At 71.9% G+C, this 12,773-nt stretch carries 13 protein-coding genes; 6 read left to right on the top strand and 7 right to left on the bottom strand.

The genetic code is table 11. The features are described 5' to 3' along the window. Window positions 1–37: 37 nt before the first annotated feature. Window positions 38–664 (bottom strand): arsenate reductase/protein-tyrosine-phosphatase family protein, encoded by a 627-nt coding sequence (locus GPA03_RS10825; protein ID WP_156252046.1) that lies wholly within the window; start codon window positions 662–664, stop codon window positions 38–40. 92 nt (window positions 665–756) lie between these two features. On the opposite strand from GPA03_RS10825, the gene GPA03_RS10830 reads away from it, so the two are divergent. Beyond that, entirely contained in the window at window positions 757–1,878 is a 1,122-nt protein-coding gene (locus GPA03_RS10830) for an LCP family protein (protein ID WP_241681249.1), read from the top strand. A gap of 11 nt (window positions 1,879–1,889) precedes the next feature. Here the strand turns inward: GPA03_RS10830 and GPA03_RS10835 are convergent, their stop codons facing one another. Next, entirely contained in the window at window positions 1,890–2,771 is an 882-nt protein-coding gene (locus GPA03_RS10835; protein WP_156252047.1) for a hypothetical protein, read from the bottom strand. Window positions 2,772–2,876: 105 nt separating this feature from the next. Between GPA03_RS10835 and GPA03_RS10840 the strand changes: the two genes are divergently transcribed. Together GPA03_RS10840 and GPA03_RS10845 are read left to right on the top strand one after the other, a co-directional pair. Continuing rightward, complete coding sequence (locus tag GPA03_RS10840) at window positions 2,877–3,335, top strand: hemerythrin domain-containing protein (RefSeq protein ID WP_206673557.1); 459 nt, start codon at window positions 2,877–2,879, stop codon at window positions 3,333–3,335. A 105-nt stretch (window positions 3,336–3,440) separates the two neighbouring features. Continuing rightward, complete coding sequence (locus GPA03_RS10845) at window positions 3,441–4,727, top strand: S1C family serine protease (RefSeq protein ID WP_241681250.1); 1,287 nt, start codon at window positions 3,441–3,443, stop codon at window positions 4,725–4,727. A 17-nt stretch (window positions 4,728–4,744) separates the two neighbouring features. Here GPA03_RS10845 and GPA03_RS10850 read toward each other — a convergent pair whose 3' ends face one another. After that, window positions 4,745–6,016: an isochorismate synthase gene (locus GPA03_RS10850; RefSeq protein ID WP_156252049.1), complete on the bottom strand. Its 1,272-nt coding sequence runs from the start codon at window positions 6,014–6,016 to the stop codon at window positions 4,745–4,747. A gap of 113 nt (window positions 6,017–6,129) precedes the next feature. Here GPA03_RS10850 and GPA03_RS10855 point away from each other — a divergent pair, with 113 nt between their 5' ends. After that, window positions 6,130–6,555, top strand: coding sequence for a hypothetical protein (locus GPA03_RS10855; RefSeq protein WP_156252050.1), 426 nt, complete (start codon window positions 6,130–6,132; stop codon window positions 6,553–6,555). On the opposite strand, the gene GPA03_RS10860 is transcribed toward GPA03_RS10855, so the two are convergent. The 4 genes from GPA03_RS10860 to GPA03_RS10880 form a co-directional block, all read right to left on the bottom strand. Beyond that, entirely contained in the window at window positions 6,521–7,570 is a 1,050-nt protein-coding gene (locus GPA03_RS10860) for an alpha-hydroxy acid oxidase (protein WP_206673522.1), read from the bottom strand. The two genes, GPA03_RS10855 and GPA03_RS10860, sit on opposite strands and share 35 nt — an antisense overlap. Before the next feature lie 339 nt (window positions 7,571–7,909). Next, a complete protein-coding gene (locus GPA03_RS10870) occupies window positions 7,910–8,467 on the bottom strand; it encodes a hypothetical protein (protein WP_156252052.1) in 558 nt (185 codons plus the stop codon). Between the two features lie 17 nt (window positions 8,468–8,484). Continuing rightward, window positions 8,485–9,174: a helix-turn-helix domain-containing protein gene (locus GPA03_RS10875; RefSeq protein ID WP_156252053.1), complete on the bottom strand. Its 690-nt coding sequence runs from the start codon at window positions 9,172–9,174 to the stop codon at window positions 8,485–8,487. Window positions 9,175–9,264: 90 nt separating this feature from the next. After that, on the bottom strand, window positions 9,265–10,176 hold the full coding sequence (locus GPA03_RS10880) for a transglutaminase-like domain-containing protein (protein ID WP_156252054.1): 912 nt from the start codon (window positions 10,174–10,176) through the stop codon (window positions 9,265–9,267). Between the two features lie 78 nt (window positions 10,177–10,254). Between GPA03_RS10880 and GPA03_RS10885 the strand changes: the two genes are divergently transcribed. Together GPA03_RS10885 and GPA03_RS10890 are read left to right on the top strand one after the other, a co-directional pair. Next, window positions 10,255–10,953, top strand: a complete 699-nt coding sequence (locus tag GPA03_RS10885; RefSeq protein WP_156252055.1) for a demethylmenaquinone methyltransferase — start codon at window positions 10,255–10,257, stop codon at window positions 10,951–10,953. A 732-nt stretch (window positions 10,954–11,685) separates the two neighbouring features. Beyond that, entirely contained in the window at window positions 11,686–12,657 is a 972-nt protein-coding gene (locus GPA03_RS10890; protein WP_206673523.1) for a hypothetical protein, read from the top strand. Window positions 12,658–12,773 lie beyond the last annotated feature (116 nt).

The following is a 12,773-nucleotide window of genomic DNA, read 5'->3' on the forward strand; positions in this document are numbered from 1 at the left end:
GCCAGGAGTCGATCGGTCGCGGAAACACGAGAGGTGGTCAGGGCCCTGCGAGCGTTCCCAGCCGCTCCACGATCACGTCGACGGTGGCAGTAATCGTGTCTGCTGAGCGGCGGTAGATCGCTCGTTCACGCCGGTAGGGGTCCTCGATGTCGTAGCGGATCGTGCGAGTGGCGGCGACCGAGCCTCGTCTCGCGGCAGCGACCCCGACGACCTCGGCCAGGAAGGCCTGCAGGGATGCGCCGTGCTCCGGGATGGCCACGTCCTCACCCGGCTCCAATGTCTCCAGCAGCGCGGCGAACTCGGTGAGCGTGAAGGCGCGTCGGTTGGCGGAGGGATCGAGCTGAACCGCGGCGCCGCGGTGACTGCGTTCGAGACCCAGTACGAGGTCGGCCTGTTCGACCATCGGAGCCCTGAGACGCCGGGCTCGGTGGGCTGCGGTGTCGGTAACCCCGAGGCAGATCGCCTCCGCAGCGGCGTGCTCGTCCATCGGCCACCCTTCGAGGCCGGCGGTGCCGGCGCTCTCCATCACCAGCAGCTCCACCACCTCGGGTCCGAGCGCCGTGGGGAGCCGAGCACGAAGCAGCGCAGCGGCCTGCGGCGATCGGCAGATGTTGCCGGTACAGACCGTCAGGATCCGGAACGGACCGTCGGCACGCCGCGGCATCTCAACATCACTCGGTAGCGGCACCCGGTCAGGCTAAGCCAGGCCGAGGGCAGGTCGATGCCTAAGATGACCCGACGAGAAGGGGGTGGCTCATGGCCGACCACGACAACGCCGGCGATCGGAGCCCCGGCATGCCCGCCGAGCCTGAGCGCCGCGCCGGTAATGAGGATCGCCCTGGGCGCCGCCACGGCAAGCGTCGGAGGAGCCGCAAGAGCGCAGTCGCATTGATCGTGGGTCTGCTCGTGGTTGTGATCGCGGGGGGCCTTGCCATCGCCGGCCTCGTGATCCAGTCCCAGATCAAGGGTGAGATCGACTACTTCGAGGACCCGTTCGAGGAACTCACTGAACGGCCCAACAGCGCGGAGGGCGAGGAGGGCGAGGCCGACCCGCTCAACTTCCTCGTGCTCGGCTCCGACAGCCGGATCTCGGCCGGCGACCCGACCCAGTGGGAGTTCGGCGCCCAGCGCACCGATGCGATCCTGCTGGTCCACCTCCCGGGGGATCGGCAGTCCGCCCAGGTCATGTCGATCCCGCGTGACTCCTGGGTCGAGATCCCTGGGTACGGCACGAACAAGATCAACGCGGCATTCAGCTTCGGTGGCCCGCCGTTGATGATCCAGACTGTCGAGCAGCTCACCGGCGTGCACATCGACCACTTCGCCGTCACCGACTTCGAGGCCTTCGCCGCGCTCACCGACGAGCTGGGCGGCGTCGAGATCACGCTCCCCGATGGGCTCAACCAAGGCGGTGTGCAGCTCGAGCCCGGCACGCACCTCCTCAACGGCGAGCAAGCACTCGCCTACGTCCGCCAGCGCTACGGGCTCTCCGGCGGTGACTTCGACCGGGTCCAGCGCCAGCAGAACTGGATGCGCGCGATCCTCAAGGCCGCCTTCGACAACGACGTGCTCACCAACCCCGGCAAGCTCGTCTCGTTCCTGCGCACGGTGGCCTCCTCCGTAGCCGTCGACGAGGGCTTCGAGATCGAGCAGATGCGTACCCTCGCGCTCAGCCTGCGAGACATCCGACCCGGCGACCTGACGTTCATGACCGTGCCGGTGGCCGGAACCGACACGAGCAGCGACGGCCAGTCGATCGTGGTCCTCGACCAGGAGCCCTTCGATGCGCTGATGGCCGCTGTGGCCGCCGACGACGAGGTCGCGCAGTACATCAAGGACCACCCCGAGCTCACGACTCTCGGGAGCGACGTCTCCTAGCCGGCTGCCCGTCAGCCCGGCACCAGCGCGTCCTGACGCGGCTCGGGCTCGGTCCAGCGTTCCACGGTCTGGGTGATCCAGAACCCGAGGAACTGGGCGATCAGCGCGGCCTCGAGCACGAACACCCATTGCTCCACGAACGGGCGCACCGCCACCACGATCAGGATCGCGGACACCAGCATCCCCAGGAACCCGTAGGTGTAGCGGTTGAACCAGCGGGTTCGCTTCGTGTGCCCCGCCTCCTGCCGTGCCCGCGCCATCGCGATGCCGTTGACGCCGACCACCCCCATGATCCCGATGAACAGCACGATCGCGGCGAGCCCGTGGCCCCAGTCGAGGAACGACTGCCTCGCCAGCAGGAAGAACAGGAGCAGCCCCACGTACGCGAGAGCGCTGGCCACGAGAGCGGCCTTGCCCCCGCGGGTGCCGGTCGAGCGTTCCCGCTGCGGCAGCACGACCATCTCGACGACGAACGCGAGCGCCCCCACGATGAGGATCGCCCACGTGTTGTTGATGACGGCGGCCACGAAGTCCTCGGGGATCACCGCCGTTCCCTGGCCCTCCACGGCTTCCTTGCGCGCCGTCGGCACGAACGCGACGAAGAACGCCAGGTAGCCGGAGAAGTTCAGCAGCACGTCCTCGAGGTCGCTGCGACCACGGTGGATCACCATGCACGCCCCCACCGCGCACAGGCTCGCGACGAACACCGCACGGGCGGGCGTGTAGTAGTAGGCGCTCACCGAGGGCAGCACGCTGCCGCCGTCCGCGAGGATCTGCAGACCCACCGCGATCCCGAGCAGGCCGGTCAGCAGGATGATCGACAGCCGCAGGTACCGGTAGGTGGCCTGCAGCTCGTGACGATAGCTCGCCCGGTCCGGGTCGCTCGCCCTCATCGCTGCTCCTGTGCTCGCCGTCGTGCTCCCACCCCTGAGGAGTACCAGACCACGCCCCTGAGACATGGGTCTTCGAGCGGGCTGTCTTAGAGTTGCCAGCACGTGATGAACTCCGACCAGCAGCCGATCGCCTGGGCCGAGCAGATGCAGGCCGTGCACGATCGCCTCCGTGAGGCGCTGACGCTCGCCGAGGCGGGGGTCGACGACGGCGCGACCGAGGGCGCGGATGTCCTCCTGTACTGCTGGGGCTTCTGCGCCGCGCTCACCGGTCACCACGGTGCGGAGGACACCACGCTGTTCCCTGCCGTGCTCGCCGACCGGCCAGAGCTGGCGGGGGTCGTGGCGAAGCTCGTGCAGGACCACAGCATGATCGAGCACCTGCTCGCCGCGCTGCGCCACGCAATCGAGTCCGGCGCGAGCGCCGAGACGCTACGAGGACATCTCGACGGCGTCGGCGCCATCATGGAGTCCCACTTCCGGTACGAGGAGCGGGAGCTGCTCGGCCCGTTGACGGGCCTGCGGCTGGAGGCACCGCCCCAGCAGGCACTCGGTCCGCTCGCCTGACGGCGGTCCACCGGATTCCCAGGAAACATCCAGGCTGCCTGGGGTCCTGGCGAAGGTTCAGGGGGTGACATGGGTCCATCAGCACAGGCCAGCCAGGAGGCACCGATGGGCACGCAGCAGTTCGAGAACAACAACCCGTACCGCGGGTACGAGGGTGGATCCCTCGCCGCGGGAGCGACAGATCCGGCGTCGGGAACCCCGACCCCCGCCGCGCCGGTCAACCCGGCACCCTTCAACTTCAGCTCGCAGCCTCCCGCGCCACCGCACCCGCCCGCACAGCAGCACGGCCCCAAGCCGCCGCAGCCTCGCAAGCCCCGGCCCGTGCTGACCGCCGTCACGGCGGCCGCGCTGGCCGCCGTGCTCGCATCCGGCAGCACCGCCTACCTCATGCGTGACGACGCCGCTGTCACGGGCGCGGACCAGGGCGCCGGTCTCACTCAGGTGCAGGGCATCTCGGCCAACGCCGACGGCAGCCCCGACTGGGAGGCGGTCGCCGCGGCCGTCCGTCCGAGCGTGGTCGCGATCAGCGTGCGGACGACGCAGGGCGAGGGTGCCGGTTCCGGTGTCATCCTCGATGCGGAGGGCCACATCCTGACCAACAACCACGTGGTCGCCGGCGCGGAGACCGTGCAGGTGATGCTCTCCGACGGCCGTCTCTACGAGGCCACCGTGGTGGGTACGGACCCGACCACCGACCTCGCCGTCCTCGAGCTCGCCGACCCGCCGGACGACCTCACGCCGGCCACGCTCGGCACATCTGAGGACCTGGGCGTCGGCGAGAGCGTGATGGCTGTCGGCAACCCGCTCGGCCTCGACAGCACCGTGACGACCGGGATCGTCTCGGCGCTGGACCGCCCGGTCACGGCGTCCGCCGAGGGCTCCAGCAGCGCCACCGTGACCAACGCGATCCAGATCGACGCCGCCATCAACCCCGGCAACTCCGGCGGCCCGCTGTTCGACTCGCAGGGGCTGGTCATCGGGATCACGTCCTCGATCGCCACCCTCACCGGTGGGCAGTCCGGCAGCATCGGCCTCGGGTTCGCGATCCCGGTCGACCTCGCCACCACGATCGCCGACCAGCTGATCGCCGACGGCCGCGCCGAGCACGCCTTCCTCGGCGTCACGCTGAACGAGGGGGAGGGGACCGCCGACGGCGTCACCCGTCAGGGCGCGCAGGTCGTCGAGGTCGTGCCGGACACCCCCGCCGCCGGCGCCGGGCTGCAGCCAGGTGACGTGATCGTCGCGATCGACGACAGCTCCGTCGGCAGCGCCGAGTCGCTCACCGGGTTCGTGCGCCAGTACGCCTCGGGCGACGAGGTCACCCTCACGGTCATTCGCGACGGCGAGAGCATCGACCTCACGGTCACCCTCGCCACCCGCGAGGAAGGCTGACCCTCCGGCCCGCCCGCTCAGCTCAGGGCGTCACGCATCGGTGACAGCTTGGCCTCCGACTCCGCCAGCTCGGCGGCGGGGTCGGAGGCGGCCACGATGCCGCAGCCCGCGAACAGCCGCAGCGTCCTCGGCCCGGTGACGGCCGCTGAGCGCAGCGCGATGCCCCACTCGCCGTCGCCGTCGGCCCCCATCCACCCCACGGGCGCGGCGTAGCGGGAGCGATCCATGCGCTCGTGCTCAGCGATGACATCGGCGGCGCGCATCGTGGGCGTGCCGCAGACGGCGGCGGTGGGGTGCAGCGCGGCCGCGACCGCCAGCGAGCTCATGCTCGCGTGCTCAGGCTGCAGGACGGCGGTGACATCGGTCGCCAGGTGCATCACGTTGGGCAGGTGCAGCACCGAGGGTGTCTCGGGCGCCGAGGTCGAGGACACGAACGGCCCGAGCGAGGCCGTGAGGGAGTCGACGGCGAACTCGTGCTCCTCGAGGTCCTTCGAGGACCGTGCGAGCGAGCCCGCGCGCGCGAGATCGCTCTCGTCGTCACCGGTGCGCTGGATCGTCCCGGCGAGCACGCGCGAGGAGAGCAGCCCGCGCTCACGGCGCACCAGCAGCTCGGGCGTGGCACCGATCATGCCGTCGACGGCGAACGTCCAGCAGCTCTGGTAGTCCTGCGACAGTCGGCCGAGCACCCGGCGGGCGTCGGGCTCGCCGTCCAGCTCGGCGATCACGTCACGCGCCATCACGACCTTGCCGACGGCGCCCGAGCGGATCACGTCGATGACCTCCCGGACGCTGTCCTGCCAGTCCGCGCGCGCCAGCGCACCGTCGGCGAAGGAGGCCCCGACCGCGGGGCGCATCGGCGCCACCCGCGGCAGCAGATCGGCGGCGTCACCGGCGGGAGCCAGGGCGCCGGCGGTCATCGTCGTCACCCAGCTGACGCCGTCACGGCGGCCCACGACGATCTCCGGGACCACCAGCACCCCGCCGGCCCGGGAGTGGCGCGAGAACGCGAACGAGCCGAAGCAGACAGGTCCGGTCCCGGGCAGCCTGACCGCGTCACGCACCACAGCGCCCGCCACGAGGTCGGACCACGCCGCGTCGGCGTCGGAGAACCGGACGTCGCCGGCGGTCCGGAACCGCGTCAGCTCGCCGATGCCGATCAGGCCGTCGCCGCGGCGTACCCACGACAGCGCGTCACCGAGGTCGGGGGAGGGCAGCAGATCGAGCAGGTTGCCGACGTCTGGCACCTCGACGGTGCGGGCGACGAGCGTGTGGGCCAGCGGCAGAGACATCAGGGGCCAGCGTAGGCGGCCGCTCCCGCCGCGCCGAATCGGGTGGGCACCTCTGCCCGGACCCCCCCGAAGATCGACGCAAACCTCCGGGTGCCCGCCACACTGTTCTCACCATGACGACGCCGGCACGGATCTTTCGCGACCCCGCCTACTGGGTGGGCATGCTGGCGATCGCTTGCCTGATGGTCGGGGCGGTCTGGCCCTGGTTCGCCGGAGCGAACGGCGTCGTCGGTGTCCCGCCCTCACGCGTGCTGCTGTGGCTGACGGTGATCGCGGGGATCGGGACCCTCGTTGTCGCGCTTCTTCGCCCACGGCTCGTGCTGATTCCCCTTGCTCTGCTGCTCGTGAGTGCGTTCGCGACCGCGACCAGCGCCGACCCGGGCTGGATGTGCTGGGACGGCGTCGACGCCGACGGCAACATGGTCGGAGGCTGCGTGGAGGACGAGTGGACCCCGATCGGCTACGTCTTCGCCGCGGGCGTGCTGCTCTCGGTGGTGGTGGCGGCTACCGCCTGGCTGCGATCACGTCGGCGGCGCTGAGCGCTCCGACAGCCGCGACGCCAGCAAGGGACAGCGCCTCCACCAGGTCGGCGGTCACGCCGTCGAGCACGGTCGTGACGCCCTCGGAGCCCCCGGCGGCCAGACCCCACACGACCGGGCGGCCGAGCAGCACCGCGTCGGCACCGAGTGCCAGCGCCACCAGGGCATCGACGCCGGACCGGATCCCGCCGTCGACCAGCACCGGTGCCCGCCCACCGACCGCCGCGACCACCTCGGGCAGCGCGTACGCCGTGGCGACGGCGCGGTCGAGCTGCCGGCCGCCGTGGTTGCTCACCACGATCCCGGCGGCGCCGGCCGCGAGGCACGCGTCGGCGTCGTCGGCACGCAGCACGCCCTTGACCAGCACGGGCAGCCCCGAGAGCTCGGCGAGACGCTCGATGTCCTCGAGGGAGGCCGCAGGGTCCTGCTCGATCGCCCGCATGGCGTCGACCTCCGGGCGAAGGTGCCTGCCCAGGTTGACCTGGTGCCAGTCGAGCGGCATCTGCGCCACCGAGTCGCGGCCACGGGCACGGGTGCTGAGGACCGGGGTGTCCCCGGTGAGCACCAGTGCCGAGGCTCCCAGCTCAGCCGCCTCCGCCACCAGACCCTCGATCGCCGCTCGCTCCCGCGTCAGGTAGACCTGCAGCCACCACGGCCCGGCCGCGGCGGCGATCGACGCGAGCGGCGTCGTGGCGCGCGTGGAGGCGATCATCAGCGCCCCCGCGGCACGTGCCCCGGCCGCTGTCGCCACCTCGCCCTGCTCATGGAACATCCGGTGGTACGCGGTGGGGCCCACCGCCACCGGCGTCTCGAGCCGGGTGCCGAGGATCTCGACGGCGGTGCTCGCCGCTCCCGCCGCGCGCAGCACCCGTGGTCGCAGCCGGTAGGTGTGCCACGCCTGCTCGGCCTCGTGCAGGGAGATCTCGGCACCGGCGCCCGTCTCGAGGTAGGCGTGCCAGCGGGGGTCGAGCTCGCGGGCCGCCTGCTCGGCGAGGTCCTGCAGGAACGGGAGCACAGAGTTCAGTGTGCCGGGTCCGCCCGACGGGCGCTCAGCGGTCGAGCGAGACCTGCACGACGGCCTGAGGATGGCTCGGTCTTGCCGGCCATCCTGCCGCCGGAGTTCGAGGCGGCGGGCTATCAGCGCCTCGGGCGCCGCCTCGGCGCGAACGGTGCAGTGCCTGACTGGCCCGCCAGCGGTGTCGGCGCCAGTGTCAGCCCGAGTGCCAGCCGCACACGCGCCAGGCCATCGGCGGCACCTTCGACCCCGGCGACCAGCTCGGGGTGGTGCACCAAGGCGCCGAGCGCATTGCCCAGGTATCGGCGATCTCGCTTGGTGGCTTGCCCGAGCTGGTCGTCAGGGCGCACGAGCGTGGCAAGCACCAGGAGGTCGGTGAGGTGGCGGGTACGGGCGCGGTCCAACGGGACGCCGTAGGCGGCGGCCTTGGCGACCAGGCTCCCCAGCAGGCTGGGGCGCCGCACCCACCCCCTGCCGGCCGCCGACGCTCACCGCGACGGCCATGGTGCGGTCGAGGGCCTGCTGGGCCGCCGGTGTGGCGATGGTGGTCCCGCCGCCGGCGCCGGTGCGGGACGAGGCTCGCTCGCCCAGGTTCTCCGGGATGAGGACGTCGATGACGGCAGCGCCCTTGCGCCATCGATGCTGATGTCCCTGAGGCGAGGTGCCTTCGGGCTCGAAGCCCAGGCTGACGAGCTGCGAGGTGACGTCGCGCAGGATTCCCGGGTCGGCACGGACGTCGAGCACCGTGTCGGCGTCGTCTGTCGGTCGCACGGGCGTGCCGCCGCGCTCCGCGCAATGCAGGTAGACCATCTGGCCGCCGACCAGCGTCCAACCTGTCGGCTTGCGCTCGTACAGGTCGAGAAGGGCGTGCCACGCGATCGTCTGGGCCGCGGTCATCGGCGGCATGGTCACGCTCACCGCTGGCGGCCCTCCTGCGGGGGCTGCGGGCGGTCATGCTGCCACTGCCACAACATGTCGCGTGCCTTCTCGTGCTCGCGCGCGCCATCGTGGTCCGCGAGGTCTGCGATCACCACAAGGTCGGGCACGGGGTTCGGCAAGGCCAGCGGACTCAGCCTGAGCACGACGTTCGCGCGCGCCCGCGGGGCGGGCACCAGCAAGTGGTCGGCGATCAGACCTGGCGCCTCGTCCTGGTGCACGTAGCCCTCAGCCATGGTGGCGGCCGAGATGCCGGAGCGGGGGTCGCTGACGCCGGAAGCAACGAAGCGATGGTCGTGACCGACCGCTTCGGCGTCCTGGGCAGCCAGGTACATCACCGGCGCCCGCGAGGCCAGCCAGGAACGGAGCCGGTCGAGCGGAGCTCCGCTGGCGCGCCACTGGGCCACCCTGCGACGCAGCCGATATGCCTCATCTGATCCGAGCCACGGGTCGCCGTGCTCTGCATCGGCGAGCAGCAGCGCCCAGGCGATGCGCTGACTCATGGGCCGTCCAGCGGGAACCCGCGACCTCGGTAGCGAGGCGGGGTCGATCGCCCATTGCCGGCCGACGCGCTGCACGTCCAGGTCGCCCGCATCGATCATGTGGTGGACGCGGGCGCGGGAGACCCCGAGCCGTTCGGCGGCCTCTGCAACGGACAAGGCGGACATAGACACAATAGTAGGCGAACGCCGATGATTGTGTCTATTGGAGGCTCGTCCGGCGCGGGAACGTCGGGCAGCGGATGCGGCGCGGCGACGTCAGCGGTCGAGCGAGACCTGCACCACGCCGTCCGCGACAGGGGAGGCGGAGAGGATCTCGGAGCCCGGGTGGAGACCGTCGTCGGAGCGGTAGCGCTCGAGCAGCGAGGCCTCGGCCTCGAGGTCGCCGGCGTCGGCGGCCAGCAGCAGCGCCGCGGTCTCGTCCATCCACGCGGCGTCGGCAGCGCTGACCGGCGTCCCGGGGGCGGCGATCCGGCCCCACGCGTCCCACAGCAGCAGCTCGTCCCCGAACCGGTGCGCGACCTCGTAGATGACCTCGTCGAAGACGAACCGCTCGCCGCGCAGGTCCGGGAGGCTCTTGTCCACCCCGTAGGTATCGGCGTCGAGAGCCCCCGCCCTGAACCCTGCCCAGACCTGGGCGGCGGTGACGAACCCGGTCGAGCCGAGCTCCGCCGTCGGCATGTCCATCGGCTCGGGCAGCGCCTCGAAGCCGCCCTCGATCTCAGGGTCGAAACGGCGCCAGCGCCCCTCGATCCAGGCCTCCACGACCACGTGGTCGGCGTGCCAGTCGCTGTGGAAGTAGCCGGCGTAACCCACGCGGGTGCGGGCGGGGACGCCGTTCGTCCGCAGCGCCGAGACGCACAGCAGGCTGTGGTCGCGGCAGCACCCCTGCAGCCGGGCGGTGGCCTCGCGCGGCTCGGCGAGCGCGGTGCCGTGGCGTTCCTGGTCGGTGTGGAGCATCGCCTCGACCCACCGCAGGTTGATGTCGTCGCGGGTGCGGGCGGGCAGGTCGAGGCCGTCCGATCGGTAGTGCACGATCACGTTCCTCGCGACCGCAGCCATGGCAGGCGGGTCGGTGGGGAGCGCCGCCAGCAGCGCGGCGTGCTCGCCCGGATCGCTGAACCGGGTGTGCGCGGAGTGGTCGACCACGGCGCTCGGGGATGTTGCCATCCGCCGATCCTGGCAGGAGCGCTCGCCCGAGCGCCCGGCAATATTCGCCGCCTGCCCGGTATGCGCGAGACTGGGGGCATGCCCCGCGCCGATCTCGACAAGGACCCCGCTGCCGTCTCCGGCATGTTCGACGGAGTCGCCAAGAACTACGACCTCACCAACGACGTGCTCACCTTCGGGCTCGACCGGCTCTGGCGCCGCGAGACGGTCAAGGCGATCGACGCGCTGCCGGGGGAGCGGGTGCTCGACCTCGCCGCCGGGACCGGCACCTCGAGCGAGCCGCTCGCCGACGCCGGCGTCGACGTCGTGCCCTGCGACTTCTCGCCCGGCATGGTCGAGGTGGGGCGACGCCGCCGCCCGGACCTGCCCTTCGTCGTCGGCGACGCGACCGACCTGCCGTTCTCCGACGGCGAGTTCGACGCGGTCACGATCTCGTTCGGGCTGCGGAACGTCGTCGAGGTCGACAAGGCGCTGTCGGAGATGTTCCGGGTCACCAAGCCCGGTGGCCGGCTCGTGATCTGCGAGTTCTCCACGCCCCCGAACGCCCTCTGGCGCGCCGGCTACCGGTTCTACAACGCCAACGTGCTGCCGCTCGTGGCGCGCGCGGTGTCCTCCAACAGCGATGCGTACGAGTACCTGAACGAGTCGATCGCCGCCTGGCCCGACCAGCGCGCGCTCGCCCGCAAGATCGCCGGCGCAGGCTGGATCAAGGTCGCCTACCGCAACCTCTTCGGCGGCGTCGTCGCCCTGCACCGCGCGAGCAAGCCGGCTTCCTGAGCTTCTGACCGCGGCCCGCGGGCTGCCGGTCGTGTCGGCCTGCCGGTCGTGCGGCCTGCCGGTCGTGCCGGCACCGGTGGTGTCGCCTGCCGGTCGTGCGGGCACCGGTGGTGTCGCCTGCCGGTCGTGCGGGCACCGGTGGTGTCGCCTGTCGGTCGTGCGGGCACCGGTGGTGTCGCCTGCCGGTCGTGCGGGCACCGGTGGTGTCGCCTGCCGGTCGTGCGGGCACCGGTGGTGTCGCCTGTCGGTCGTGTCGTCTGTCGGTCCCCGCGCCTGCCGGTCGCGTCGCCTGCCGACGCCCCCGCCTCCCGCACCTCCGCCGCCCGCCCCGTCAACGTGCGCTGCGCACGCAGCCGCTGGCCCCGCGCCGCAGCGTCAGCGCTGGGCGGCCCCGCCCTCCACCGTGCTGGCGTGCGCTGCGTACGTGTGGGGTGCGTACGGAGCGCACGCGAGGTCCGCTGGACCACCATGCTCACCCGACGGTGACGACCTGCTCCTTGGGCCGTCGCGCCAACAGCGCTGGGCGGCCCCGCCCTCCGGCCCCGCCCTCCACCGCGTTGGCGTGCGCTGCGTACGCATCGGGCGCTTACGGAGCGCACGACTGCGCGCGCTGGCGGGCGAGACGTCGTTGAGACCGGGAGGTTGTCCACAGGGGTCGCGCGATGCGCCACTGTCCACAGCACCCCTCTGGCGTGCCGGGCGGCGAAGCGTGCGCGGTGCCAGCGTGGCCGGATGGCACGCGTCGACCTCGGAGATCCAGCGCTGCGGGAGGCGCTGCACGCGCAGGATGGCGTCATCGCGTGGCGCCAGCTCAGCGAGCTGGGCGCGCAGCAGCACGACGTCGATCGGATGGTGCGCAGGCGCGAGCTGCGGCGTGTGCACCGGGGCGTCTACATCGACCACACCGGCCCCTTGACCCGGAGGCAACGCGAGTGGGTGGCGGTGGTGGCGCTCTGGCCGGCGGCGCTCGCGGACGAGTCGGCGCTGCCGGGCCCGCCGCCGGGCAGGATCGACATCGCCATCGGGCCCGGGCGAACCGTACAGGCGCCCGCGGGAGTGCGGGTGCGTCGGATCGAACAGCTGGATCGGCGGGTGCGATGGCAGCGCTCGCCACCGCGGGTCGGGATCGAGCACGCCACGCTCGACGTGATGTCGAAGCGAGTCCGCGGTGACGACGTCGCCGGCGCCTTTGCCACGCTCGTCCAGTCGGTGAGCTCGCGCGAGACCACGGTGGACCGGATCCTCGCAGCACTCGAGGAGCGCCGGCGCATCGGTGGGCGTAGGTTGCTCACGGACATGCTCACCGATGTCCGCGACGGGATCTGCTCCGTGCTCGAGCGCGGCTACCGCGACCGTGTGGAGCGGCCGCACGGGCTGCCGCGGCCAGATCGGCAGCACGTCAGCGAAGCGACCGGATTCCTCACCCACCAGGACGTGCGTTACCTCCGGTACGACCTGATCGTCGAGCTCGACGGCCTCGCGTTCCACAGCTCCGCGGCGGCTCGTGACCAGGACGCTGCCCGCGACCTCGCCGAGATGGCCGACTCTGGAGCGCCGACCGCCCGCGTCACGTACGGACTCGTGTTCTCCACGCCGTGCCGTACCGCCCACTGGATCGCCAAGATTCTCCGCCGCCGCGGCTGGCGAGGCCAACCCCGCCGGTGTCCCGACTGTCCCAGCCCTGACCGACCGTCCGCGCGCTGACCCGGCGGCCGGCGCTGATCCCCAGCCCACCCGCTGTATGCGTGCTTAGCGTGCTCTGTGCACGCGCGGGTTGCGTACGGAGCGAACGGCAAACGCCGCCGGGGGGCGAATGTCGT

Origin of the sequence: Pseudactinotalea terrae (assembly GCF_009733845.1) — a bacterium.
Lineage (GTDB): Bacteria > Actinomycetota > Actinomycetes > Actinomycetales > Beutenbergiaceae > Pseudactinotalea > Pseudactinotalea terrae.